Origin of the sequence: Peribacillus sp. NPDC058075 (assembly GCF_042885195.1) — a bacterium.
Taxonomy (GTDB): Bacteria; Bacillota; Bacilli; order Bacillales; family DSM-1321; genus Peribacillus.
Map to the genome: position 1 here is coordinate 666266 of NZ_JBHVSL010000001.1, position 25566 is coordinate 691831.

The window sequence follows — 25566 nt, forward strand, 5'->3', positions numbered from 1 at the left end:
CAAAATATCATCTTGACAAACAAAAAATAGCTAATTTAATCCAATAAAATCTATTCTGAAAAAGAGATTTCTTGTATCCGTTTTCTTGACGCACATAGAAGTCAGGAGTAAAATGGACATGTCACATAATTGTAAAGGAAGTATAGAGGAGTTTTTTTTACTCTATACTGTATTTTCACGCGGAGATAAAAGGTAGCCACCAGATTATCTTTGCATGATTTTTCACAAATTAAGGGGGGGCACTTAGTGGCAAAGAATCGTGAGTTTGGGAATCGCAGGCTTCATTCACTTCTAGGAGTAATTCCAATCGGTCTATTCCTAATTTTTCATTTATCGGTAAACTTTATGGCAACAAAAGGAGAAGAGACTTTTAATGGGGCAGTTCATTTAATTGAGTTTACGCCCGTGAAGATTTTGGTAGAATGGGTCGTCATCTATCTACCGCTCATTTTCCATGCTGTATACGGAATTTATATTGCCTTTACAGCAAAAAACAATTTAGGCAGATTTAGTTTCTTCCGTAACTGGATGTTCATGCTGCAACGTCTAACTGGAATCATAACGTTGATTTTCCTTGTTTGGCATATATGGGCAACTAGAGTTCAAGCAGCTATGGGTGCAGAAGTTAACTTTGACATGATGGCTGAAATTTTCTCTAGTCCATTTATGATTGTGTTTTATATTGTCGGTATTGTCTCGGCAATCTTCCACTTTGCTAATGGATTATGGTCATTTGCAGTGAGCTGGGGTCTTACAGTTTCACCAAGATCGCAAAGAATCATGACTTACTTTACATTGATCGTTTTCGTTCTTCTTTCTTATATCGGAATCAGCGCAATTTTCGCTTTCGTATAAGAAGATAGAGTTCATTTATAAGAAATAGGAAAAACATAGCTTGGCTAATGGAAATAAGGGAGTGACAGAATTGGGTAAAGGTAAAATAGTTATCGTTGGTGGAGGTCTAGCTGGTTTAATGGCTACGATCAAAGCAGCAGAGCTGGGACAACAGGTTGATTTATTTTCTTTAGTGCCTGTTAAACGCTCTCACTCAGTTTGTGCCCAAGGCGGAATCAACGGGGCAGTAAATACAAAAGGTGAAGGGGATTCTCCATATATCCACTTTGATGATACAGTTTATGGCGGAGATTTCTTGGCTAACCAACCGCCGGTTAAAGCGATGTGCGAAGCAGCACCATCGATCATTCATATGTTTGACCGTATGGGTGTTATGTTCAACCGTACTCCGGAAGGTCTTCTTGATTTCCGTCGTTTCGGTGGTACTCAACATAGCCGTACAGCATTTGCTGGTGCAACAACTGGTCAGCAATTACTTTACGCATTGGACGAGCAGGTTCGCCGTTATGAAGTTGAAGGCCTTGTTACGAAATATGAAGGCTGGGAATTCCTTGGAGCTGTCATCGATGATGAGCAAACAGCACGCGGAATCGTAGCTCAAAACCTGACTTCAATGGAAATCAAATCATTCCCTGGAGACGCAGTCATCATGGCGAGCGGCGGCCCTGGAATCATTTTCGGTAAATCCACTAACTCAATGATCAATACAGGTTCAGCAGCTTCCATCGTTTATCAACAAGGTGTAAATTATGCTAATGGTGAGTTCATTCAAATTCACCCGACAGCAATCCCTGGAGATGACAAACTTCGTCTAATGAGTGAATCCGCTCGTGGTGAAGGTGGACGTATCTGGACATATAAAGACGGAAAACCTTGGTATTTCCTTGAAGAAAAATACCCTGCTTATGGTAATCTGGTACCTCGTGATATCGCGACTCGTGAAATCTTCGACGTCTGCATGAACATGAAGCTTGGCATTAATGGTGAAAACATGGTTTACCTGGATCTATCACATAAAGATCCGAAATTACTTGATATTAAACTTGGCGGAATCATTGAAATCTACGAGAAATTCATGGGTGAAGATCCTCGTAAAGTTCCAATGAAAATTTTCCCTGCCGTTCACTATTCTATGGGCGGACTTTGGGTGGATTATGACCAAATGACTAACATCAAAGGTTTATTCGCTGCAGGTGAGTGTGATTACTCACAACATGGCGGTAACCGTCTTGGTGCGAACTCACTTCTTTCTGCAATCTATGGTGGTTCAGTCGCTGGACCGAATGCCGTTAACTATATTGAAGGCCTTGATAAAACTTCAGAATCCATTCCTTCTTCATTGTATGAAGGGTACGAAAAACAAGAACAGGAGAAATGGAATGAAGTCATGTCTCTTGATGGTAACGAAAATGCATACGTCCTTCACAAAGAACTTGGTGAGTGGATGACACAGCATGTTACTGTAGTTCGTTACAATGACAAGCTGAAAGAAACGGATAACAAGATTCTTGAGCTGATGGAACGTTACAAGAAAATTAACATCAATGACACGGCTAAATGGAGTAACCAAGGAGCTGCGTTCACTAGACAGCTGCAAAACATGATGCAATTGGCTCGTGTAATCACAATTGGTGCGTTAAACCGTGACGAAAGCCGCGGAGCGCATTACAAACCTGATTTCCCAGAACGTAATGATGAGGAATTCATGAAAACTACTATGGCAACATTCAAAGGCTTGGATCAAGCACCTGAATTCCATTATGAAGATATTGATGTATCACTGATCGCACCGCGTAAACGTGACTACACTACGAAACACTAAAGAGGGGGAGCAAAAAAATGGTTGAAACTAAATCTGAGACTAAAACAGTCCGTTTTATAATCACTCGTCAAGATACACCGGATTCAGCTCCTTATGATGAGGAATTCGAATTAGCGTATCGCCCGAATATGAACGTAATTTCCGCTCTAATGGAAATCCGTCGTAATCCGGTAACTGTACAAGGCAAGCACACTACAGCAATCGCATGGGACATGAACTGTCTTGAAGAGGTATGTGGTGCTTGTTCAATGGTTATCAATGGTAAACCAAGACAGTCATGTACAGCTCTTATCGATCAATTGGAGCAGCCGGTTCGTTTAGCTCCAATGCGTACATTCCCTGTTGTTCGTGACCTGCAAGTCGATCGCAGCCGTATGTTCGACTCATTGAAAAAGGTAAAAGCATGGATTCCAATCGATGGAACGTACAATCTTGGACCGGGACCGCGTATGCCAGAAAAGAAACGTCAATGGGCTTACGAATTATCTAAATGCATGACTTGCGGTGTTTGTTTGGAAGCTTGTCCGAACGTAAACAGCAATTCAGACTTCATGGGGCCACAACCATTATCACAAGTTCGTTTATTCAACGCACATCCAACTGGTGCAATGAACAAAGCGGAACGTTTAAATACAATCATGGGTGATGGAGGACTTGCAAACTGCGGTAACTCACAAAACTGTGTGCAGTCATGCCCTAAAGGCATTCCATTAACGACTTCGATTGCAGCGTTGAACCGTGATACGACGATCCAACAATTCCGTAACTTCTTCGGCAGCGATGAAGTTTAATAATGAACATGAAAGAACCTGTATCTTATGATATGGGTTCTTTTTTTCTCGATTGATAGCTGAGATTGATGTGTAAAATGATTTGCTTCACCCGGCAAATGCTGAATGATTCGATTAATGAAGTGAGTATGATCCATTTAAGCAGCTTACAATATAAAATACTTTTCATTATGGCTGTTTTCTTATAAAATGAGTGAATAGTCATTCATTTCAGAAAGGGTGTGCACAAGTTGGGCAGAATATCATATATCGATAATATAACGGAGTGGATCAATGATTTTTCCTTTAAACATGAGATTAAGGTCCGCTTTTCAGAAACTGATATGTTTGGGCACTTGAATAACACGATTCCTTTTACTTATTTTGAGGAAGCACGGATTGAGTATTTCCATAGCATGGGATTCATGAAGGATTGGGCCTCTGCTGAATGCGGTGAGATGCCGGTTGTTGCTAACTTACAGTGTGATTACTTGAAGCAGGTGTTTTTCAATGATCGATTGACGATCCATGTGAAAGCTGACCATATCGGAAATTCTTCAGTGGATATACATTATATGGGGACCAAACAAGATGGTTCAATTTGTCTAACGGGCAGGGGGACGATTGTACAAGTCTCCAAGGCCACGGGAAAGCCGATACCTTGGACGGAAGAGATGAAGCGATCGATGTGCCATACTGTGCTGCAACATTCCTAAAAATATTTCCATTTAGACAAGTAAAAGAGTCACTCCATTGCCCCAGCCGACATACTATATCTTGACTAAATAGACACCCACTCCGGGTTTTATGCTGGTGAAGGCAAGGAGGGTAACATTACTTGAAGGAGAACGAATTCACTCATAAGCCACTACTCACCAAAAGAGAAAAAGAAGTATTTGAGTTACTAGTACAAGACAAAACAACAAAAGAAATCGCAGGTGAATTGTTTATTAGCGAAAAAACAGTTCGAAACCATATTTCGAATGCGATGCAGAAGCTTGGAGTTAAAGGACGTTCGCAGGCAGTCATAGAACTCCTTCGTATGGGAGAACTTAAGCTTTGATGTGTTAACTTTTAATACGTAAGCCTTATAAATATTTTCTCTCCCGTTCATTGGCAGCATATAAGGAAGGGCAAAACAATCTGGTTGTTTTGACTTCTTTGGATGCTGCTTATTTTTTTGAAGGGGTTTTCAATATGATTCCAGGTAATCAATCTTGAAAATCATTTCACTTTCATCCAAAATGGTAGTATGATAAGTTTCATGAAGTGGGGAGCTGTGTATATGGATGAAGAGAAGCAGGCGGCATATGTAGCCGATATCGAGAGGGAATTGCGCTATGTATCGTCATGGCTTAAGCAAAGGGGAAGAGAAATTCTCCATGATTATAAAATTACCATTCCTCAATTCGTGGCTTTGCAATGGCTTTTTGAATCAGGCGACATGACGATTGGCGAATTGTCCACGAAGATGTTTCTCGCCTTCAGTACAACGACGGATCTGATTGACCGCATGGAGAAACATCAGCTTGTCCAGCGTGTCAGGGATGAAAAGGACCGGCGTGTGGTTCGAATTCACCTTCTTGAAGAAGGTGAACGGATAATCGAAGAAGTGATTAATAAACGGCAGCAGTACTTGAGCGGCGTGTTAGTCAATTTTAACGAATCTGACATCATGTCCCTCAAAGGGATTCTAGTAAAACTACATCAAGAAATGAAAGAAAAATGAGGCGAGTTTTTTGAAACAACCGATAGGCATCATTGATTCAGGGGTAGGCGGTTTGACAGTAGCAAAAGAAGTCATGCGTCAGCTTCCAAATGAAAATATAATTTACTTAGGTGATACAGCAAGATGCCCTTATGGGCCGAGGACCAAAAAAGATGTCCAAACCTTTACATGGCAAATGACGAGGTTTTTGATGAAGAAGGAAATAAAAATGCTGATCATCGCTTGCAATACAGCGACTGCAGCTGTACTGGATGAAATCAGGGCAATACTTCCGATTCCGGTGTTGGGTGTCATCCATCCAGGGGCAAGGGCGGCATTGAAAGTTTCTGATTCCTTGCATATTGGCGTTATTGGTACGGAAGGCACGGTGAAAAGCAAAGCATATGACGAAGCGCTTGCCTCCATCAATTCCGATGTGAAAGTGGATAGTTTAGCATGCCCGAAATTTGTCCCAATCGTAGAAAGCGGGGAGTTTGAAGGCGGTATCGTCAATAGGGTCGTGGCACAAACCTTGAACCCGTTGAAGAAAACGAAGATCGATACATTGATCCTTGGCTGTACCCATTATCCGCTGCTGGGGCCTGTAATCTCTTCCTATATGGGGGATGAAGTACAAGTCATTTCCTCTGGGGAAGAAACGGCCCGTGAGGCAAGTGTCATTTTGGATTACTATAAATTAATCAATAAAAGCAAGCTCCGCCCAGTTCATCGATTTTATACAACCGGTTCCAGAGATATGTTTGGTTCTATCGCGTCGAGCTGGCTCGGCATTCATGTCAATACCATCGAAACAATTAAAATCGATCACTTATAAGACTTCCATTTGGAAGTCTTTTTTTCTTGCCTTGAACAGACGGTGTTCGTATCGATACGGTGATATGAGCCATATAACAGATTCATAAAGCCTGCTATGTCTTTTCAAGAAGTGCGAAAGGGAAGGAAGGATATGCCGAGTTTATGAACGAAGATGTAGGTTCAAGGATCTGTCTTGTCGGCGGTGCAGAAATAGTGGGTGATTTCCATCAGGGAAACGCAGGGGGAAGAAATGATTCTGTCCATCATTCCGAATACATTTGGGGATGGTAGTGGAATGCTCAATCAGAAGCTGACGAAGATGCTGCAATACGGGCAAGGTGCCAGGCTCCATATCAGAGAGAAAAATAATTGGTCTATTTTCCCCTAGGGCTCGTATAAATAGGAGTACAAACTGTCCTAGGAGTGATTTTATGTCCAATAAATCAAAAGTAACAATGGTTGTGACCATTCTGGCATCTTCTTTTTGGCTTTCGGGCTGCGGATTATTTGGCGGTGAAGAGAAAAAGGAAATCGATCCACCAAAGGATGTTTCATTAGTCGAGGATGAATCTTCATTGAAAGAAACAGAAACGAATGGTGAGGAAAAGCCAGCGGCTGATGGGGAAGAAGGCGCTGTTGAATCGAAAACGGTGAAGACGGAGTTATATTTAATTGATAAAAGCGGGTATGTGGTTCCGCAGACATTGGAACTTCCTAAATCGGAAGCTGTCGCTAAACAGGCCCTTGATTACCTTGTCAGTAATGGACCAGTCACGGATAAACTTCCAAATGGGTTCAGGGCCGTCATTCCTGCCGATACCCAAATAAGCGTGAACATTAAAGACGGAGTGGCTGTGGCGGACTTTTCGCCGGAGTTCAAGAACTATCAGAAAGAAGATGAACTTAAAATCCTTCAAGCCATTACATGGACCCTGACACAATTCGACTCGGTCGATAAAATCCAAATGAGAATCAATGGAGAAGATATTTCCGAAATGCCGGTCAATGGCACACCGATAGATGAAAACATCTCAAGGTCGTCAGGAATCAATATCGATACGAGTGACGTAGTCGACATTTCCAATACAAAAGCACTGACCGTTTATTATGTAGGCGGTGACGAGGAGTACACCTATTATGTTCCGGTGACGCGCAGGATCAGTGAAACAGTGTCTGATAATGTAACAGCAGTCATTAAGGAATTAACGAAGAGTCCTTCGGGTTCTAGCCTGCAAACAGGATTCATGAGTGATGTAGCTTTACTTGACGAGCCTAAAGTGGCAGAAGGTAAGGTAAGCCTCAATTTCAACGAAAATATCCTTGGAAGCTTTAAAGAGAAAAAGGTATCACAAGAAGTCCTTGATGCCTTGGTCCTTTCTTTAACGGAACAGAAAGGAATTGAAAGCGTTGAAGTGCAAGTGCAAGGAAGCGCAGATGTTCTTAATGAAGATGGAAAGAAATTATCCGAACCAGTGGTACGTCCAGAGAAAGTCAACACAGGAAGTTTTTAAGGAACGATATTATATTAGAAATAGCACGATGAGACAGCCTGACGCTGTCTCATATTTTTTTTGCCTCCAGAATTGAATTAGATGAAAACTAATACCCCTGCCTGGTAATTTCTCGTATCGTGAGCAAGTTTTTACATAAATAAATTTGGAATATCGAAACAAAATATAGATAACTTGGATATGGATGAAATCGAAAAAAAGGTAGAAACAAAAGTTAAGCAAGAAATATTGAAGGCATTGGAGACGGGGGGGAAAATCAATTAAGACCTATTTAACATAAGTGAAAAGGCATGCAGATACCATGCCAATAAGTGGGATAATAAAATGATTAATTCCTTTGATAAGACTTCAATAAATAACATAAAAGTTAATATCCATATTGAACATAGTGAAAATTACAAACGTTAGTTTAAAAGTTTCAGGTTATTGCAGATGAGGGAGTTGTGTTAGACTTAACTTATCTGGAAAATTCAGCGGCCGTTATTGATCATGAAAGGCAGCGCTGAATTCGTCCGTTTGGTACTGGAGAAGAAGCGGCTTTTACATATAACGAGTTACAGCAAATTCTTTCTTAGCACGAAAAAAGCTCACATGCCGATAAAATGAAAAAGGGTGAAATGAAAAATGAAGACAGTAATCATTGCAACGAAAAATAAAGGAAAAGCAAAGGAGTTCGAAAGCTTATTCTCTGCTAAAGGATATGAAGTCAAAACACTTCTTGATGTACAGGATGCTCCGGATGTTGAGGAAACAGGGACGACCTTTGAAGAAAATGCGATCCTGAAGGCAGAGGCCATTGCCCATCAGCTAGGCCGTTTTGTCATTGCTGATGATTCCGGATTGATTGTAGATGCATTAGAGGGCCGTCCAGGCGTATATTCTGCGCGCTATGCTGGAGAGTCCAAGAGTGATGCAGCAAACACGGAAAAAGTCCTCCGGGAACTGGAAGGCGTGCCAAAAGAGGATAGGACGGCGAGGTTTTATTGCGCCTTGGCACTAGCGTCACCCAACCAGGAAACGATTACGGTATCGGGAACGATGGAAGGTTTGATTACAGAACAGCCTTCAGGAGCGAATGGATTTGGTTATGATCCCATCTTTTTTGTTGAGGAACAGGGTAAAACAAACGCCGAATTGACAAAAGAGGAAAAAAACAAAATCAGCCACCGTGCCAATGCATTGAGGGCTCTAGATGAAAAACTTGATCTATTTCTTAAAGGGGAAGAAGGAATGTGACGATGAAAGTGCTAATAATGAGTGACAGTCATGGCTTAACTCATGAAATCAGCATGATTGCCGACCGTCATAAACAAGAGGTTGCTGCCATGATCCATTGCGGTGATTCAGAGTTGGAAAGAAATGACCCTCACATGTCGGATTTCTTAGCCGTACGCGGGAATTGTGACTATGATTCGGGATATCCGAATGATAGGGTGGAGAGTATCGCAGGCAAGCGTTTCTTCCTTACACATGGACACCTCTATAACATAAATATGACCTTGATGAACCTATCTTATAAAAGTGAAGAGACAAGGGCGGATATTATTTGCTTTGGTCACTCCCACGCTGCAGGCTCCGAATTGATTGACGGCAAGCTCTTCATCAACCCGGGAAGCATACGTCAGCCGCGTGGACGAAAAGAGAAAACCTATGCCATTTTGGAAATGGGAAATGACCAACTTGAAATCATCTATTATGACCTTGAAGGAAAAATCGTAGAAGAACTAAGAAATACTTATCAAATGGAATGACTTCATGTATAATGAACAGGAAGCGTTTTTCCCCGCTTCCTGTTCATAAAAAAATAAAAAACTTTTTATGAAAAACCGTTGACTTTCTTTTGATATCCTACTATAATAAGAAGTGTCCTAAGGGAACAGTTAAGGTAATACATAAGTTTTACCGCAACTTATATCATAAACGTCTCAGTAGCTCAGCTGGATAGAGCAACGCCCTTCTAAGGCGTCGGTCGGGAGTTCGAATCTCTCCTGGGACACTAAGTAAAAAAAGCCAAAACCTTTTAAGGTTTTGGCTTTTTTTACTTTTGGCTTAAGTCAATGAGGGTCATTTCAATTAGCTATCCTTTTTTCATAAGACGACAAGAAGTTTTTTATTTTTATCGCAGGTGGATGACCTTTTATGTCGAACTTGTTATAAATAAGGAGATGTTTAAATGAATAAAGATAGATTATTCAAGTTCATTCAAACTTCCACTCGGGGCAATTTCTTCTCAGTCGAAATAACCGAAGATGGAACAGAAGTGGTCCAATTAGCCAAGGAGTTAGAAAAAGAAGGAAGAATCAAGTTGAGGGAATGCACGCAAAAAGAACAGGGTGTTTATCTGGAAGGAATACTTAAGTTTGTGCCTAGCTAATACTTAATGAGCTCCAACGAAGAACTAATATTAGGAATTTCATATGCTCCACAAACTCAGGCATCCATGATTGGATGCCTGAGTTTGTATCTAAATTTTAAAGTAAAGTTGATTGGAGCGGGTGTGTGAGACCCCACAGGCGCAAAGGGCGCCAAGGAGGCTTCCGGACCGCCCGCGGAAAGCGAGTGCTTAGAGTGGAAGCAACGTTCGAATTTTACAAAAATCAATGATTATCGAGTTTATCTACAAATTCTGGTATCCATGATCGGATGCCTTTTTTCTATATCAAATTCTATTTAATGTTTGGAGATTTTTTTTAATGATTTCACGGTTTTTGATTATTGCTGTATTCAATTCTTCGACGGGTGAACTTTTATCATCTTCTAAACTAAGCTGCATCCCACTTGATTGGTTTTGTATAAGTAATTCAATCGTATCGCGTAATTCTGGTAGTGATACCATGAATTGTTCGGATAAATGTTGTAATGCCTTGTGTAAATCGGTGTTATGGATTGATGGAACAATCGCATCGTTTTCATTTTTCAATAATATATCCTCCTCTAAAGCTTATTCACGCTTATATAGCATATTATTGGGGGAATTTCGCTTATTATTCCATATATTATATCGGCATAGTACCATGGGAATCTACTAATGGATGGTGTCTTCGGCTGCCGGCTGTGCGTTATGAAGCCCCTCTGGCTATCAAGCGCATCTTTGGATGATTTGCTGGAATTAAATTAGAAAAAACATTGACATAATGCAAACGAATTAATATTATGTTTATTATATTATAAACTTTATAGGGAAGTGTTTGTTTTATGAAGGACGCTGAAATGTTTTGGAACGCCTCTCAGGATGAGCTTAAACAAGGGTATATAGAAGGGGAGAACCAATTTGTTTGTTTGCTGTGCGGAAATGCAGTTGAAAAGGGGGTCGTATATCCGAAAGATGGGGTTCTTTATGAAGCAAAGAGGTATATGCGAATTCATATTGAACATGCACACAGCTCCGTTTTTGAATATTTGATTAATCTGGATAAAAAACTTACAGGTCTCACGGACCATCAAAACCGCCTTCTTCGTCTATTTTACCAAGGGAAGAATGATGCTGAAGTTCAGGAGGAAATGGGGATTGGCAGTCCGTCCACCATTCGGAATCATCGTTTTGTGTTGAAAGAGAAAGAGCGTCAGGCTAAGTTGTTTTTAGCCCTGATGGAACTTTTGAAAGATAAAGATGAACATGCCCCGGCATTTATCCCGCTTCATCAAAAAGCGACGATGGTTGATGATCGTTATAACGTTACCGAGGATGAAAAGGTGACTGTACTGAAAAAATACTTCCCTAAAGGCAGTCAGGATGCATTAAAGTCTTTCCCGCCGAAGGAAAAACAAAGGCTGATCATTCTCCAAGAAATTATGAATCGTTTTGAAAATGAACGGAAATACGAAGAAAAAGAAATCAATCAAATATTGGGTACCGTTTATCATGATCATGTTCTTTTGAGAAGATATTTAATAGAATATGGATTCTTGGATAGAAAGCCTGATGGGAGCCAATATTGGCTGAAGAAATGATGACTGGAGGCAAGAAAGATGGATCGTAAAAAAGAATTGAAGCAATTATATAAAGAAACGAAAGTTGAAGCAGGTGTGTACCAAATCAGAAATACGGTAAATAATAAAGTTTTTATCGGAAGCACCAGGAATTTAAAGACGTTGAAGGGAAAGCAATTTGAATTGGAAGTCGGAACGAACACCAATAAAGTGCTGCAAGGTGAGTGGAACCAATATGGGAAAGATGCTTTTTCTTTTGAGGTACTGGAAGTATTGAAGCCGAAAGATACAGGATTTTTTGATGTTAAACGGGAATTGAAAAAACTTGAAGAAATGTGGATGGAAAAAATACAGCCATACGAAGAACGGGGATACAATAGAAAAAAATCCACTGACTTGTAAATGGCCTTTAAAACAAGGAGTCGTTTGTGGCTCTTTTTTTGTGGGAAAATAATCAGGGGGTTCTCACTTGTTGTAAGTTTTTAAATGGTTTAAGCTAATAATGAGGGTCCTGTTTATGAAATAGGGGGAAACCCGTGGAGGACCTTCACTAATAATTAATTTTAGGAGTTGCGAATGAAAAAAATAGGATGGACCATAACGGGGATAGGAGCAATCATAGCGCTGGGGGCCTTACTTTATCCTTTGGATGTTATTGATAAAACTCTGTGTATGTATTTATTGCTCGGCGGTGCGGGGGTAATGTTTGTCGGGTCTATGTTCAGGGCCTTTTCGCTCCTGAAAAGATGACTGATTTTTAAGGTTGATTAAAATCTGCGATTAAGGTGATGACATGGAGAAAGATCAATTGAAATATGCCCAGCAGCATCTGGCTAATGAACGTACCTTCTTAGCGTGGATAAGAACGGTGATTGCGATAGTGGGGGTTGGTTTTCTTGCGACAAGCCTGCATTTTACGATTGGTGTGCATCGGGATGCCCGGATTGACTTGATCAGTATCGTGCTTGGGATGTTTGCGTGTGCATTGGGCCTTGTGATTACAGTTCTGGCGACATTCGGTTATCTTCAGAAGAAGAGGCAAATCAATGAAGGGACGTTCCGGCCTTCAAGTGCGCACGTAATTCTAATCGCTGTATTTATGGTCATATTGTTATCGATGATCATTTTATATTTTATGTTCATAAAAGTTTAAAACTGTCCTAAAAATAGGGCAGTTTTTTTCAGTTTCTACTATTATATACTTATTCTTACATTATCATGGTAAGATTTCTTCCATTAATTAAATGCAATTAAAAAACGAAAGCTTGAAAAATACTGTATTTCATTTTGGGTATGAAAGAATAATTAAAATCTTTTAAAAGCAATTTGTGCACGTCAGCCAAGGGAAAACTTAGTTTTTAGCGGAAGGGTATATCAGCTCAGCTTCAAGGCAAAGGTCGATCAAGTTTTGTCTTTTGCCATCCTAGGAAAAATATTTATCAGGCCAGCCATCATCCTTTTGTGAATAAACTTCACATGGACAATGCCAGCTTTAAAAACTCTTGAAAGTACTTTACTTTATTCAATTTCAATCCCGTTTTAAATATTTGTTTAATTTCGATTTGGTGAGATATGATAAAGAGGAACTAAAAGGAGGTCATTAACATGGTTGATATCAGAAAGGGTGAAAGTTCTTTTTTTGTCGAAGAATCTGGTGAGAAATTAGCGGAAATTACATTCTTTAAATCAGGTGATGATGAAATCACGGTCGATCATACCGTTGTTTCTGACAAGCTGCGCGGGCAAAAGGTAGGAAATGCCCTTGTTGAAAAGGTAATAGGATTCGCAAGGGAGGAAAAACTGAAGATTGTTCCGGTATGTTCGTTCGTTCAAAAACAATTTGAAAAAAATGAAGAATACGAGGATGTATTGGCTAAATGAACCAGAGGGCTGGACCAGGGGGATTCATATCACCTGTGTTCAGCCCTTTGTCATTTTTTTTGATAATCTTCACCCCTTCAATTTCCAAGAAAAAAATAGTAAACGCCTTTCCGCCTACAGTGTTGTTCGCATGTAATATAGGGGAGGTGCCAGGATGGCCATCAAATTACAAACCCTATTGAATCGCGCAAAGGAAAATATGGGAGGCGGTATGAACCCGGTCGTGAACGAGACGATACTTGAAGTGATTAAATTAGCTATGAAGCGGGGGTTTTTGTTCAAATAATGGCTGGTTATCGAAGTTTCCCAGAACAAAATGAATTATATGAACGAGTCAGAACGAATAAATCAATGCCAATCGTGACTTATGCCAGAGCGGGCCAGTCCTTGCATAACTATGGACTTGCTGTAGATTTTGTCATTATTAGTGATGACGGCAAGCGGACATTATGGACAGAGGGCGAAAAGCGGACAAGGGTGGCAGTCATAGCGAAATCCCTACGACTTGTTTGGGGAGGGGATTTTGAATTGTTCCGTGATTTTCCGCATCTTGGAATGTCAGGCTGTTTATCCACGAGAGATCTTCAAAAGGGATTGAGGCCGAATCTTGTATCAAGAGTGGCTTCAGCAAACAGTGAACGGGAAAATGGATGATCCGCTATTTGAGAATCTTGTGACTGGCATCATGTGGGTAGTGCGGCGATATTTCAGTGGAGAAGTTCGTTATCACTTTAATAATTTCAATGAGATATCTTACGCTTTTAAAAATTAAATATTGAAAAAACTTTTTTATAGAATGTGGTCATGATAGGTATGTAAGCGGATACAATAAATCTTCCAATTTAGAATTATCAAAAAATTTCAAAAAACCTGTTGACTACTACCTGAAATACACGTAAGATAATCACAAATACAAGACATCAAACATAAGCGTTTTGAAAAATATGAATAATGCGAAAAGCATTGAAGAGGATAAGTAGTCTTTTAAAAAGGCAGTCACAGAGAGCCGGGTAGCTGAGAGCCGGTATTGTCCCGAAAGATGAACTCACCTTGGAGTTTCAGCTTGAACGTCAGACTAGTAGGGCTGAACGGGTGCGTACCAGTACCCGTTACCAAAACAGAGAATAGTGTAGGCTATTCAAAGTGCGCATGGAGTTTCATGCGAAAAAGGGTGGTACCGTGGAGTGGCTCATCAAGCCTTTTCACCCCTTTAACTTGCCGAGTGCAAGTACATTTGGGGTGAAAAGGCTTTTTTGTATGCATAAAAAGCTGAAAATTCTGAATCTTAGGAAATATTCAATAGAAAAGCGAAGGAGGTTTTTTACGAAATGACACAAAAGTCAGTTGTTGCTGATCGGAAAAGTGGAAAGACACATTATAGTGGTGCCGAATTTCTGCTGAATGCATTGAAAAAGGAAAATGTTGAAGTCATCTTTGGTTATCCGGGAGGTTCTGTATTGCCGATTTATGACAAGCTTTACAGTTCAGAACTTTTTCATATTTTGACAAGGCACGAGCAAGGTGCGATACATGCAGCGGAAGGATACGCCAGGATTACCGGGAAGCCAGGGGTGGTCATCGTCACATCCGGTCCAGGGGCAACGAACATTGTCACCGGTTTGGCCGATGCAATGATTGACTCTTTACCGCTTGTGGTAATTTCGGGTCAGGTAGCTACCAGTGTAATTGGCTCAGATGCATTCCAGGAAGCTGATGTACTGGGGATTACTACCCCGATCACAAAACATAACTACCAGGTAAGGCGGCCGGAAGACCTTCCGCGCATTATAAAAGAAGCTTTTTATATCGCTTCCAGCGGCCGTCCCGGTCCAGTATTAATCGATATACCTAAGGATATGGCCATTATAGAAGGTGTATCGACTGATGAGGAGCCAGAAATGAATCTCCCGGGCTATCAGCCGACGACCAAGCCGAATTACTTACAGATCAGAAAGCTTGTTGAAGCTGTAAGCGGGGCGAAAAGACCGGTCATTCTTGCAGGAGCAGGTGTCCTGCATGCAAAGGCCTCCCATCTATTAAAGGAATATGTCGAGCAGCAAGGCATTCCCGTCGTCCACACTTTATTGGGTCTTGGGGGCTTTCCGGCGGAACATCCTCTCTTTATCGGAATGGGTGGTATGCATGGCTGCTATGCAGCAAACATGGCGTTAGCGAAATGTGATCTATTAATCAATATCGGTGCCAGGTTCGATGATCGATTGACTGGGAACCTAGCGAAATTCGCACAGCATGCAACGGTGGCCCATATCGATATTGATCCAGCGGAAATCGGTAAAAATGTGCCGACAAAAATTCCGGTCGTCGGAAGTGCCAAGGAAGCGCTGGCGGAGTTGATTGTGCAAAATGGCAAGAAACCGGAAATTGATGAATGGACAACACAGCTGACTGCATGGAATGAAGAGTTCCCATTACGTTATACCGATGAAGAAGGCGTATTGAAACCTCAGCGGGTCATCCAGATGCTTCATGAAAAAACGAATGGGGAAGCCATTGTTACGACGGATGTTGGACAGCATCAAATGTGGGCAGCGCAATACTATCCATTTAACAAACCGAATTCATGGGTCACTTCCGGTGGATTGGGGACAATGGGCTTTGGCTTACCATCGGCTCTCGGAGCGCAACTGGCGAATCCGAAAGCGACGGTGCTTTCCATTTCGGGGGATGGTGGATTCCAGATGTGCCTGCAGGAACTTTCAGTCATTGCCGAAATGAATCTGCCAATCAAAATCATCATCGTCAACAACGGGGCACTAGGGATGGTAAGACAGTGGCAGGAACTATTTCATGAGAAACGTTTCTCACACAGTATTTTTCAATCGCATCCGGATTTCGTGAAATTGGCCGATGCTTATGGAATTCCGGGATACAAAGTGACGACGGAGGAAGAAGCAAGCAACTGCCTGGATGTAGCGTTAAAGACTGATGGTCCAGTGTTGATTGATTTCCGGGTAAAACAAAACGAAAATGTCTTTCCGATGGTAGCGCAAGGAAAAGGGCTTGATGAAATGGAAGGAGTTTAATCAATGAAGGGAATTCTTAGCCTCACCGTGAACAACAGGCCTGGCGTCCTGAATCGGATTACGAACCTGTTCACGAAAAGAAATTATAACATTGAAGGCATGACTGTCGGACCTTCCGAACAGGATGGCATTTCAAGGATGACCTTTGTGGTCGATGTTGATGACGAAGCTGTCATTGAACAGATCACCAAGCAATTGAATAAGCAGATCGATGTTTTGAAAGTATATGATATTACGAATCAATCGATTGTGGCGAGGGAACTTGCACTCATTAAAATATTGGTGACAACACAAACCCGAGCCGAGATTTATTCAGTCATCGAACCCTTCCGAGCTTCAGTTATTGATGTCAGTAAAGATAGCCTGACAGTTCAAATCACAGGGGAATCGGATAAAATCGAAGCCTTCATTGAACTGATCAAGCCATATGGCATCAAGGAATTGGCAAGGACAGGGACAGCCGCCATCCCGCGTGGAATGCAAATTGCACACGCTAAGAGTGCGACAATCGTATAAAACCAAAACCAAAACAAAAACAAAAACAAAAAACAATGATGAAAAGGGAGATGTAATTATTATGGCAAAAGTATATTATAACGCAGAAGCAAACGAGAATTTCTTCAACAATAAAAAGGTAGCGGTCATCGGATATGGTTCACAAGGACACGCACACGCACAAAACCTACGTGACAGCGGTGTAGATGTAATCGTTGGAATCAGGAAAGGTAAATCCTTCGATAAAGCGGTGGAAGACGGCTTTAATGTTTACACGGTGAAAGAGGCAGCTGAACAGGCAGACGTGATCATGAACCTATTACCGGATGAAACTCAGCCGAAAGTATACCAAGAAGAAATCAAACCGGTATTGCGTGCAGGCCAAGCGTTAATGTTCGCACACGGATTCAACGTCCATTTCAATCAAATCGTTCCTCCGGCAGACGTAGATGTATTATTAGTCGCTCCGAAGGGTCCGGGACATCTTGTTCGCCGTACATATGAACAAGGTGCAGGGGTGCCGGCATTATTCGCCATCTATCAAAATGTTACGGGTGAAGCAAAAGATTTGGCCCTTGCGTACGCTCGGGGAATCGGCTCTCTAAGAGCTGGCGGTTTGGAAACTACATTCCAGGAAGAAACGGAAACGGATCTATTTGGAGAGCAGGCCGTACTTTGCGGCGGATTGACTGCCCTTGTGAAAGCTGGATTCGAAACCTTGACAGAAGCTGGATACCAACCGGAAGTAGCATATTTCGAGTGTTTGCATGAACTTAAATTAATCATCGACCTTATGTATGAAGGCGGTATGGAAAACATGCGCTATTCCATTTCTGACACAGCTCAATGGGGAGATTTCGTTTCTGGACCACGCGTTGTGACGGAAACTACGAAAGAGGCAATGAAAGCGATCTTGAAAGACATCCAAGACGGTGAGTTCGCTAAAGGATGGATCTTGGAAAACCAAGCGAATCGTCCAGTCTTCAATGCGATCAATAATCGTGAAAACCAACATCAAATCGAAGTGGTTGGCCGTGAATTAAGAAAAATGATGCCATTCGTAAAACCTCAACAAAAAGAGAAAGAAGTGGTAGCCGTTGCGAAAAATTAATATATTTGAAACTACACTTCGAGATGGCGAGCAATCAGCCGGTGTAAATTTGAATTTTACCGAAAAACTTGAAATTGCTTATCAGCTTGAAAGATTGGGTGTTGATATTATCGAAGCCGGTTTTCCGGCAGCATCCAAAGGAGATTTCAACTCTGTACAGGAAATCGCGCGCAAAATCAAAAACAGCTCTGTCACAGGGCTGGCGCGTGCTGTAAAAGGAGATATCGATGCAGCTTGGGATTCATTAAGGGGCGGGGAAGAACCAAGGTTGCATACTTTCATCGCCACTTCGCCCATTCATCGTGAATATAAGTTGAAAATGTCGAAGCAGCAAGTGATTGAAAAGGCAGTTGAGATGGTCAAGTACGGGGCAGCGCGTTTTCCGATCGTACAATGGTCTGCAGAAGATGCAAGCCGTACAGAACTTGACTATTTGGCTGAAATCGTTGAAGCGGTCATTCAAGCTGGTGCCAAGGTCATTAACATCCCGGATACTGTTGGATATGCAGCGCCAATCGAGTACGGAAACATATTCAGGTACCTTCGTGAACATGTTCCTTCTATTGATAAAGTTAGTTTATCCGCACACTGCCATGACGATCTTGGAATGGCGACGGCCAATTCATTGGCTGCCATCGAAGGCGGAGCTACGCAAGTCGAAGGCACAATCAACGGAATTGGTGAACGTGCCGGAAACGTGGCGCTTGAAGAAGTGGCCATGGCACTCTACATCCGTAAAGATTTCTATCAAGCGGAAACGGGTCTTGTACTGAATGAAATAAAAAGAACCAGTGATTTGGTCAGCCGCCTTACGGGAATGCAAGTACCTGCTAATAAAGCCATTATTGGTGCCAATGCATACGCACATGAATCTGGCATACACCAGGATGGCGTGTTAAAAGAAAAAACGACATATGAAATCATTTCACCTGAACTTGTCGGGGTTTCGTCCAATTCACTAGTTTTAGGAAAGCATTCAGGACGCCATGCTTTCAAAGAAAGATTACAAGAGTTGAATTTTACGGTAACGGATGAGGAAATGAACTCATTATTCATTCAGTTCAAGGAATTGGCCGATAATAAAAAGAACATGACGGATGAAGATATCGTTGCGCTGGTGCTTGAAGAGAAAGCGACGGATATCAGTTTTTATGACATGATTTCCTTACAGATTTCCCATGGTACCCATCAGACGGCGACAGCGACGGTCACACTGAAAAAAGGCGACAATGAAGAGATTCAGGAAGCGGCTACAGGTGCAGGAAGTGTAGAAGCCTTATATAACACGCTTGAAAGATGTTTGGGCAGCGAGATCAGCTTGCTGGACTATCGAATTCAATCGGTGGGCGGCGGAATGGATGCCCTTGCTCAAGTTTTTGTGAAAATTGATTATAACGGTGTAGAAACAAGCGGCAGGGGTCTTGATCAGGACGTCCTGGAAGCATCCGCCAAAGCGTATTTGAACGCTGTGAACCGTGTGATCATCATGAAGGAACTGGAAGAAAAAGCAGTATTACAATAGGAAGGGGAGATTTCGATGAAAAGGAATATTGCGGTGCTTCAAGGAGATGGCATCGGGAAAGAAGTAACTAGAGGCGCTGTAGAAATCCTCGAAGCCGTTGCCCAAAGATATGGACACGATTTTGAATTTCAATATGGTGAGATTGGCGGCGGGGCCATCGATAACACAGGTTCACCCCTGCCGGATGAAACAGTGGAGATTTGTAAAAACAGCGACGCGGTATTATTAGGGGCCGTTGGAGGACCTAAGTGGGATGACCAGCCTGCGCACCTAAGGCCGGAACGCGGTTTGCTGAAAATCCGAAAAGATTTGAATCTTTATGCCAACATCCGTCCAATCAGCTATTATTCCAGCTTGTCGGAATCTTCTCCTCTTAAAAAGGAATTCATTGAAGATGTGGATTTCGTGATTGTCAGGGAACTGACTGGCGGCCTTTATTTCGGAAAGCCAAGTGAGCGCGTTGAAAAAGAAGGAAAAGAGGCGGTCGTGGATACACTTTTCTACCAGAAAAGCGAAATGAAGCGCATCATTGAACTTGCTTTTGCATTAGCATCGGATCGCAAGAAAAAAGTAACTTCCGTGGATAAAGCGAATGTGCTTGAATCCAGCAGGATGTGGCGTGAGACGGCTGAAGAAATTGCCAAGGACTATCCGGATGTAATCCTTGAACATATGCTTGTTGATAATGCAGCCATGCAATTGATCAAGAACCCTAAACAATTTGATATTATCGTGACGGAGAATATGTTCGGTGATATTTTAAGCGATGAAGCGTCGGTATTGACTGGCTCGCTTGGAATGCTTCCTTCCGCCTCCATATCAACAAATGGGCCTAATCTTTATGAACCGATTCATGGCTCCGCCCCGGATATCGCAGGCAAAAACCTGGCTAATCCGATTGGGACGATTTTGTCAGCGGCTTCCATGCTGCGTATATCCTTTGGTTTGGAAGATGAGGCGAAAGCCGTTGAGCAGGCGGTGGAAACGGTCCTTGAATATGGCTTAAGAACAGGCGATATCGCAAATGGCCAACCAACTATTACGTCCACATCAGAGATGATTGCAGAAATAAAAGCAAATCTTTTAGACCAGGAAGCCATTTCCAACATCATGGGAGCTTACGCATAAACTTCTTTCACGGCCTAACATTAGGCCGTGTTTTTTAAAAAAATACAGAATTGATCGAGGTGGGATAGTGATGGGAAAGTCAATAATAGAGAAAATATGGGATCGCCATATTGTAAATGAAGAGGAGAATAAACCGGATTTAATTTATATAGACCTTCAATATATTCATGAAGTGACCTCTCCGCAAGCATTTGAAGGGTTGAGATTAAAAGGACGCACAGTCAGGAGACCTGACCGTACTTTCGCGACAATGGATCATAATGTGCCAACCGTTAATCGCTATTTCATCGAGGATGATATTGCGAGGAAACAACTAGAGGCGCTTGAGCAAAACTGTAAGGAGTTCGGTATCCGCCTTGCTGATTTAGACAGTCCGGATCAAGGTATCGTTCACGTTATCGGGCCGGAATTAGGGCTTACACAGCCAGGGATGACCATTGTCTGCGGAGACAGCCATACTTCCACACATGGTGCGTTTGGCTCGATTGCGTTTGGAATCGGTACGAGTGAGGTCGAGCATGTTCTGGCCACACAAACCCTTTGGCAAACTAAACCGAAAACATTAAAGCTTGAGGTTACTGGCAAGCTTGGTCATGGTGTGATGGCGAAAGATGTCATTTTATATGTGATTTCTAAATTCGGCGTCAATTTCGGTACTGGACATATCATTGAGTATTGCGGGGAAGTTTTCCGGGATATGTCGATGGAAGAGAGAATGACGGTTTGCAATATGTCGATCGAGGGCGGGGCAAGAGCGGGGCTGGTAGCACCCGATGAAACAACGTTCTCTTATTTGAAAGGTCGTAAATATTTGCCGAAAGGAGAAGAGTTCGAGCGATGTGTGCAGGACTGGAAGTCACTTTCCAGTGATGAGGATGCTGTTTATGACCAAGAAATCACTCTTGATGGCAATTTGATTCCACCAATGGTGAGCTGGGGGACGAATCCTGGAATGGCTAGTGGCGTGGACGGTAAAGTGCCTACCTTCGCGGAAGATATCATGGATCCCAAGGAATTGAATCGGGCCATTGAGTATATGGGTCTTAAGGAAGGCATGCCAATCACGGAAATTCCCGTACAACATGTTTTCATAGGATCGTGTACCAATTCGCGCATTGAGGACTTACGGCAAGCTGCAGAAATGATTGAAGGTCAAACTGTTCAAAAAGGCGTTCGGGCGATGGTCGTTCCCGGTTCACAAAACGTCAAAAGGCAAGCGGAAGATGAAGGGTTGGATGAAATCTTCAAATCTGCAGGCTTCGAATGGCGTGAATCGGGCTGCAGTATGTGCCTGAGCATGAATCCTGACGTTGTTCCGGCCGGTGAGCATTGCGCCTCCACAAGTAATCGGAACTTCGAAGGCAGGCAAGGCGCTGGAGCAAGAACGCACCTGGTTAGTCCGGCTATGGCTGCCGCGGCCGCCATTCATGGGAAATTTGTCGATATTAGGAATTTGAAAAGAACGGAACAAGTCCATTAAGAATACGAATTAACCGGAGGTGCATAGAATGGAACCCATTACTATATATAAAGGAAGAGCGGCGGCGCTTGACCGTAAAAACGTGGATACAGACCAAATCATTCCAAAGCAATTTTTAAAACGGATTGAGCGAAGCGGATTTGGCGAATTTTTATTCTACAACTGGCGTTTTGATGAAAATGGAAAGAAACGTCCTGATTTTGAATTGAATCAGCCTCATAATCAAAACACGTCCATTTTAATAGCAGGAGAAAATTTTGGCTGCGGTTCTTCGCGTGAGCATGCCCCTTGGTCATTGAAAGACTACGGATTCGATATCATCATCGCTCCGTCTTATGCTGATATCTTTAAAAGTAATTGCATGAAAAATGGCATGGTCCCCATCGCTTTAACCCAGGCTGAAGTAACCTATTTAATGGAAAGAGTGTCCGCACCTGACTATGAGTTGACGATCGACCTTCCCAATCAGACATTGAATGATGGTCAAGGGTTTGAAACAAGCTTTGAAATTCATCCATATTGGAAGGAAATGCTCATTAAAGGCTGGGATGAAATTTCGATAACGCTTCAATATGATAAAGAGATTTCTGCCTATGAATCTCAAAAAAAGGCTGTTTCGAGTATTTAATAGAAGAAGGTCATATCCCGTTCTCCTTTCTTAATTTGAAAGGATGCGGGATTTTTTTATCTGGGAAAAAAAGAAAGGTATTCATCCGCCCATATAAATTTTGTGTTTCCTGCTATTACATGCTAAACTGTTTCTCAAAAAGCGAACGGTGAGGCGGAAAATAGGATGGATAATGAGAAAAACCCAAAGAAGGCCGGAGAAACCAAGATTATCGCCTTTCCAAATCTCGGTGAAAGGTTGATTGCAAAGGGACTGGATGAGCTTGGAAACAGAAACTTTAAAGCGGCTGCACAGCTTTTCAGCCAAGCCAGGGAGTATGAGCCAGAGAATGATGAAGTTTGCATGGGGCTAGTGGTCTCTCTGGTCGAACTTGAGCATTACAAGGAGTCAAAAGAGTTGTGTATAGAGATGCTGAACAAAGGCATCGGTGACTATTTTCAACTGATCAATATTTATTTGATGGTACTGCTGCAATTAGGCGAGCATCAGGAAATGGTCACGACGATCGAACTGCTATTTGAAGAAAGTCAAATTCCCTTTGATAAAGAGGAACATTTCGAAAAGATGCTTCAGTTCAGTAAAAGGGCACTTGAGGATAAAAAAGAGGAGAAGGAAAGGCAAAATCAGCAGCTTTCGGAGGAATTGCAGGAGGATGAACTTTTTGAAGGGAAAACGGATAATGAAATGCTAATGGTCATTTCAAAACTCACGAATATCAATATTCGACCATTTATCCCTCAAATCGAAAAATTTCTGCAAAAAGATGAGGGACACCCTTTCTTTAAAACGATGCTCCTTAACATCCTTATCGACCAGGAATATAACGGGGAAGTGACGTTGAGGAAATTCAATCAATCGAAGTCGGTCATACCAAGTGAATTGAAAAGTTTGAAGGAGACGGACTTCTATAAGAAGTTAACCGGACTGGCCGAAGCGGAAATCAGTCAGGATAATCCGAGCTTATTTGAAATGGTCCATAGTTTGATTGAACGCCATATTTTTTTATTGTTCCCTTTAGAACCCGGACCTGAAAGCTTGCCTGCATGGGCAGCTGCCTACCATGCCTTGGCCGAAGAATACATGACCGGGGAAGTTTTCGGTAGGGACTTAGCGGACCTGTACCAGGCTGAAGAGGAAAGCATTGAAGATATTCTTTCCTATATAAAAGAAATTGAAGAAATTTCTTATCCCATTATTTAAGCTATTGCTGTTGTAACAGATTAATCCTGTGGTATAATGTAGTGGTTGTAATGTATATTCGTCTAATTTTGACGATTTCCCCAATATTTTTTGGGTATATTTGAAGGATGACTTGTTAACACTTGCAAAGCATATTCATCCAATGCTTATTATTGAAGTATATAGATTTTTTGGAGGGAAACACATGTCTGTAAAATGGGAAAAACAAGAAGGTAATCAAGGCGTACTAACAATTGAAGTTGACGCTGCAAAAGTAAACGAAGGTTTAGACGCAGCTTTCAAAAAAGTAGTGAAACAAGTAAATGTACCTGGCTTCCGTAAAGGTAAAATGCCACGTCAAATGTTCGAAAAAAAATTCGGCGTAGAATCACTTTACCAAGATGCGCTTGATATCATTCTTCCAGATGCTTATGCAAATGCTGTCGAAGAAGCTGGAATCCAGCCTGTAGATCGTCCAGAAATCGACATCGAGAAAATGGAAAAAGGCGAAAACCTGATTTTCACTGCAACTGTAACGGTTAAGCCTGAAGTTAAATTGGGAGATTACAAAGGTGTTGAAGTTGAAAAATTCAATACTGAAGTAACTGACGAAGATGTTGAAAACGAATTGAAAACTTTACAAGAGCGTCAAGCTGAGCTTGTCGTTAAAGAAGAAGGACAAGCTGCTGAAGGCGATACAGTTGTTCTTGACTTTGAAGGATTCGTTGATGGCGAAGCATTCGAAGGCGGCGCTTCAGAAAACCATTCATTGGAAATCGGTTCAAACTCTTTCATTCCAGGATTTGAAGAGCAGCTTGTCGGTCTTGAAACTGGCGCTGAAAAAGATATCGAAGTTACATTCCCTGAAGAATACCATGCTGCTGAACTTGCAGGTAAACCAGCAGTATTCAAAGTGAAAATCCACGAAATCAAAACAAAACAACTTCCTGAGCTGGATGATGAGTTCGCGAAAGATGTCGACGACGAAGTGGAAACTTTGGCTGAACTTAAAGAAAAGACAAAACATAAATTAGAGCATGACAAACAACACGAAGAAGAAAACTTCATTCAAAACACTGTAATCGGTAAAGCTGTTGAAGGCGCAGAAATGGACGTTCCTGAAGCGATGATTTCAAATGAAGTTGACCGCATGATGAATGAGTTCTCTCAACGCATTCAATCTCAAGGGCTGAATTTGGAACTTTACTACCAATTCTCAGGTCAAGACGAAGAAGCTTTAAAAGCGCAAATGAAAGAAGAAGCTGAAGGACAAGTTCGTACGAGCCTAACTCTTGAAGCAATCGCTGAAGTTGAAAAACTTGAAGCGACTGACGAAGATGTAGAAGCTGAACTTGCACAAATGGCTACTATGTACAATATGGAAGTTGACGCGATCAAACAAGCTCTTGGAAACTTAGATGGAATCAAAGGCGATCTTAAAATTAAGAAAGCAATTGACTTCTTGGTAGAAAACAGCAAAACAGTTGACGCAAAATAATTTTTATAAATAAGTAGATTTAAATATTTCCTTAAAAAAACAAGGCGCGAGTAATCGTGCCTTGTTTTATACATATTGAGAATTAGTGTAAATTTCAAATATCGGTTATTTCCTGATTGATTTTTTTTGGATTTCAGTGTAGATTAGTTCTAATACCGCATATACATATTTATACAGCAAATCCTGCT

The 25566-nt window shown here is 41.8% G+C and carries 29 protein-coding genes, 1 tRNA gene and 1 other annotated feature; of the genes, 29 read left to right on the top strand and 1 reads right to left on the bottom strand.

Going from position 1 to position 25566, the window contains the following annotated elements:
• The first annotated feature begins 246 nt into the window (after nt 1–246).
• The 13 genes from ACFVS1_RS03375 (at nt 247) to ACFVS1_RS03435 (ending at nt 9856) form a co-directional block, all read left to right on the top strand.
• Entirely contained in the window at nt 247–855 is a 609-nt protein-coding gene (locus ACFVS1_RS03375; RefSeq protein ID WP_352919378.1) for a succinate dehydrogenase cytochrome b558 subunit, read from the top strand.
• Between the two features lie 70 nt (nt 856–925).
• Nucleotides 926–2677 (top strand): succinate dehydrogenase flavoprotein subunit, encoded by a 1752-nt coding sequence (gene sdhA / locus ACFVS1_RS03380; RefSeq protein WP_352920831.1) that lies wholly within the window; start codon nt 926–928, stop codon nt 2675–2677.
• A gap of 17 nt (nt 2678–2694) precedes the next feature.
• Nucleotides 2695–3468 (top strand): succinate dehydrogenase iron-sulfur subunit, encoded by a 774-nt coding sequence (gene sdhB, locus ACFVS1_RS03385; protein WP_048689018.1) that lies wholly within the window; start codon nt 2695–2697, stop codon nt 3466–3468.
• Between the two features lie 230 nt (nt 3469–3698).
• Nucleotides 3699–4163: an acyl-CoA thioesterase gene (locus tag ACFVS1_RS03390; protein WP_387545123.1), complete on the top strand. Its 465-nt coding sequence runs from the start codon at nt 3699–3701 to the stop codon at nt 4161–4163.
• Between the two features lie 122 nt (nt 4164–4285).
• Nucleotides 4286–4510: a helix-turn-helix domain-containing protein gene (locus ACFVS1_RS03395; RefSeq protein WP_028392149.1), complete on the top strand. Its 225-nt coding sequence runs from the start codon at nt 4286–4288 to the stop codon at nt 4508–4510.
• A 222-nt stretch (nt 4511–4732) separates the two neighbouring features.
• Nucleotides 4733–5176: a MarR family winged helix-turn-helix transcriptional regulator gene (locus ACFVS1_RS03400; RefSeq protein WP_101222835.1), complete on the top strand. Its 444-nt coding sequence runs from the start codon at nt 4733–4735 to the stop codon at nt 5174–5176.
• Between the two features lie 10 nt (nt 5177–5186).
• The gene (gene racE / locus ACFVS1_RS03405; protein ID WP_352919387.1) at nt 5187–5990 is read left to right on the top strand and encodes a glutamate racemase; all 804 of its coding nucleotides are present in this window, start codon (nt 5187–5189) and stop codon (nt 5988–5990) included.
• Nucleotides 5991–6221: 231 nt separating this feature from the next.
• Entirely contained in the window at nt 6222–6359 is a 138-nt protein-coding gene (locus ACFVS1_RS03410) for a hypothetical protein (protein ID WP_387545124.1), read from the top strand.
• 43 nt (nt 6360–6402) lie between these two features.
• Nucleotides 6403–7482: a GerMN domain-containing protein gene (locus tag ACFVS1_RS03415; protein ID WP_352919392.1), complete on the top strand. Its 1080-nt coding sequence runs from the start codon at nt 6403–6405 to the stop codon at nt 7480–7482.
• 624 nt (nt 7483–8106) lie between these two features.
• Complete coding sequence (locus tag ACFVS1_RS03420; RefSeq protein ID WP_241593826.1) at nt 8107–8718, top strand: XTP/dITP diphosphatase; 612 nt, start codon at nt 8107–8109, stop codon at nt 8716–8718.
• Nucleotides 8719–8720: 2 nt separating this feature from the next.
• Complete coding sequence (locus ACFVS1_RS03425) at nt 8721–9233, top strand: metallophosphoesterase (RefSeq protein ID WP_387545125.1); 513 nt, start codon at nt 8721–8723, stop codon at nt 9231–9233.
• 171 nt (nt 9234–9404) lie between these two features.
• Nucleotides 9405–9478 (top strand) — tRNA-Arg (locus ACFVS1_RS03430).
• Nucleotides 9479–9655: 177 nt separating this feature from the next.
• Complete coding sequence (locus tag ACFVS1_RS03435; RefSeq protein ID WP_352919397.1) at nt 9656–9856, top strand: hypothetical protein; 201 nt, start codon at nt 9656–9658, stop codon at nt 9854–9856.
• 285 nt (nt 9857–10141) lie between these two features.
• On the opposite strand, the gene ACFVS1_RS03440 is transcribed toward ACFVS1_RS03435, so the two are convergent.
• The gene (locus ACFVS1_RS03440; protein WP_387545126.1) at nt 10142–10402 is read right to left on the bottom strand and encodes a hypothetical protein; all 261 of its coding nucleotides are present in this window, start codon (nt 10400–10402) and stop codon (nt 10142–10144) included.
• 275 nt (nt 10403–10677) lie between these two features.
• Between ACFVS1_RS03440 and ACFVS1_RS03445 the strand changes: the two genes are divergently transcribed.
• From ACFVS1_RS03445 to tig, 16 genes are all read left to right on the top strand, one after another.
• A complete protein-coding gene (locus tag ACFVS1_RS03445) occupies nt 10678–11433 on the top strand; it encodes a DUF2087 domain-containing protein (protein ID WP_387545127.1) in 756 nt (251 codons plus the stop codon).
• A gap of 18 nt (nt 11434–11451) precedes the next feature.
• Complete coding sequence (locus ACFVS1_RS03450; RefSeq protein ID WP_352919406.1) at nt 11452–11814, top strand: GIY-YIG nuclease family protein; 363 nt, start codon at nt 11452–11454, stop codon at nt 11812–11814.
• 174 nt (nt 11815–11988) lie between these two features.
• Nucleotides 11989–12162: a hypothetical protein gene (locus ACFVS1_RS03455; RefSeq protein ID WP_387545128.1), complete on the top strand. Its 174-nt coding sequence runs from the start codon at nt 11989–11991 to the stop codon at nt 12160–12162.
• 43 nt (nt 12163–12205) lie between these two features.
• Entirely contained in the window at nt 12206–12565 is a 360-nt protein-coding gene (locus ACFVS1_RS03460) for a YidH family protein (protein WP_352919409.1), read from the top strand.
• 452 nt (nt 12566–13017) lie between these two features.
• Nucleotides 13018–13293, top strand: coding sequence for a GNAT family N-acetyltransferase (locus tag ACFVS1_RS03465; protein ID WP_101222823.1), 276 nt, complete (start codon nt 13018–13020; stop codon nt 13291–13293).
• Between the two features lie 154 nt (nt 13294–13447).
• A complete protein-coding gene (locus tag ACFVS1_RS03470; RefSeq protein WP_387545129.1) occupies nt 13448–13579 on the top strand; it encodes a hypothetical protein in 132 nt (43 codons plus the stop codon).
• Nucleotides 13579–13947, top strand: a complete 369-nt coding sequence (locus ACFVS1_RS03475; RefSeq protein ID WP_387545130.1) for a M15 family metallopeptidase — start codon at nt 13579–13581, stop codon at nt 13945–13947. The genes ACFVS1_RS03470 and ACFVS1_RS03475 overlap by 1 nt, the downstream gene beginning before the upstream one ends.
• A gap of 300 nt (nt 13948–14247) precedes the next feature.
• Nucleotides 14248–14506: a binding site (T-box leader), on the top strand.
• A gap of 115 nt (nt 14507–14621) precedes the next feature.
• Nucleotides 14622–16337, top strand: coding sequence for an acetolactate synthase large subunit (ilvB, locus tag ACFVS1_RS03480; RefSeq protein ID WP_352919414.1), 1716 nt, complete (start codon nt 14622–14624; stop codon nt 16335–16337).
• A 3-nt stretch (nt 16338–16340) separates the two neighbouring features.
• Nucleotides 16341–16853 carry an acetolactate synthase small subunit gene (gene ilvN / locus ACFVS1_RS03485; RefSeq protein WP_101222819.1) on the top strand — a complete coding sequence of 171 codons (513 nt, stop codon included), beginning with the start codon at nt 16341–16343 and terminating at the stop codon, nt 16851–16853.
• A 61-nt stretch (nt 16854–16914) separates the two neighbouring features.
• Entirely contained in the window at nt 16915–17943 is a 1029-nt protein-coding gene (ilvC, locus tag ACFVS1_RS03490) for a ketol-acid reductoisomerase (RefSeq protein WP_352919417.1), read from the top strand.
• Nucleotides 17930–19465, top strand: a complete 1536-nt coding sequence (locus ACFVS1_RS03495; RefSeq protein WP_137020101.1) for a 2-isopropylmalate synthase — start codon at nt 17930–17932, stop codon at nt 19463–19465. The genes ilvC and ACFVS1_RS03495 overlap by 14 nt, the downstream gene beginning before the upstream one ends.
• Before the next feature lie 15 nt (nt 19466–19480).
• Entirely contained in the window at nt 19481–20593 is a 1113-nt protein-coding gene (gene leuB / locus ACFVS1_RS03500) for a 3-isopropylmalate dehydrogenase (RefSeq protein WP_387545132.1), read from the top strand.
• A gap of 70 nt (nt 20594–20663) precedes the next feature.
• A complete protein-coding gene (gene leuC / locus ACFVS1_RS03505) occupies nt 20664–22073 on the top strand; it encodes a 3-isopropylmalate dehydratase large subunit (RefSeq protein ID WP_387545133.1) in 1410 nt (469 codons plus the stop codon).
• Between the two features lie 28 nt (nt 22074–22101).
• Nucleotides 22102–22701, top strand: coding sequence for a 3-isopropylmalate dehydratase small subunit (leuD, locus tag ACFVS1_RS03510; RefSeq protein ID WP_387545134.1), 600 nt, complete (start codon nt 22102–22104; stop codon nt 22699–22701).
• 165 nt (nt 22702–22866) lie between these two features.
• Nucleotides 22867–23901: a tetratricopeptide repeat protein gene (locus tag ACFVS1_RS03515; RefSeq protein WP_387545136.1), complete on the top strand. Its 1035-nt coding sequence runs from the start codon at nt 22867–22869 to the stop codon at nt 23899–23901.
• 184 nt (nt 23902–24085) lie between these two features.
• Nucleotides 24086–25378, top strand: coding sequence for a trigger factor (gene tig, locus ACFVS1_RS03520; RefSeq protein ID WP_387545138.1), 1293 nt, complete (start codon nt 24086–24088; stop codon nt 25376–25378).
• Nucleotides 25379–25566: the final 188 nt, after the last annotated feature.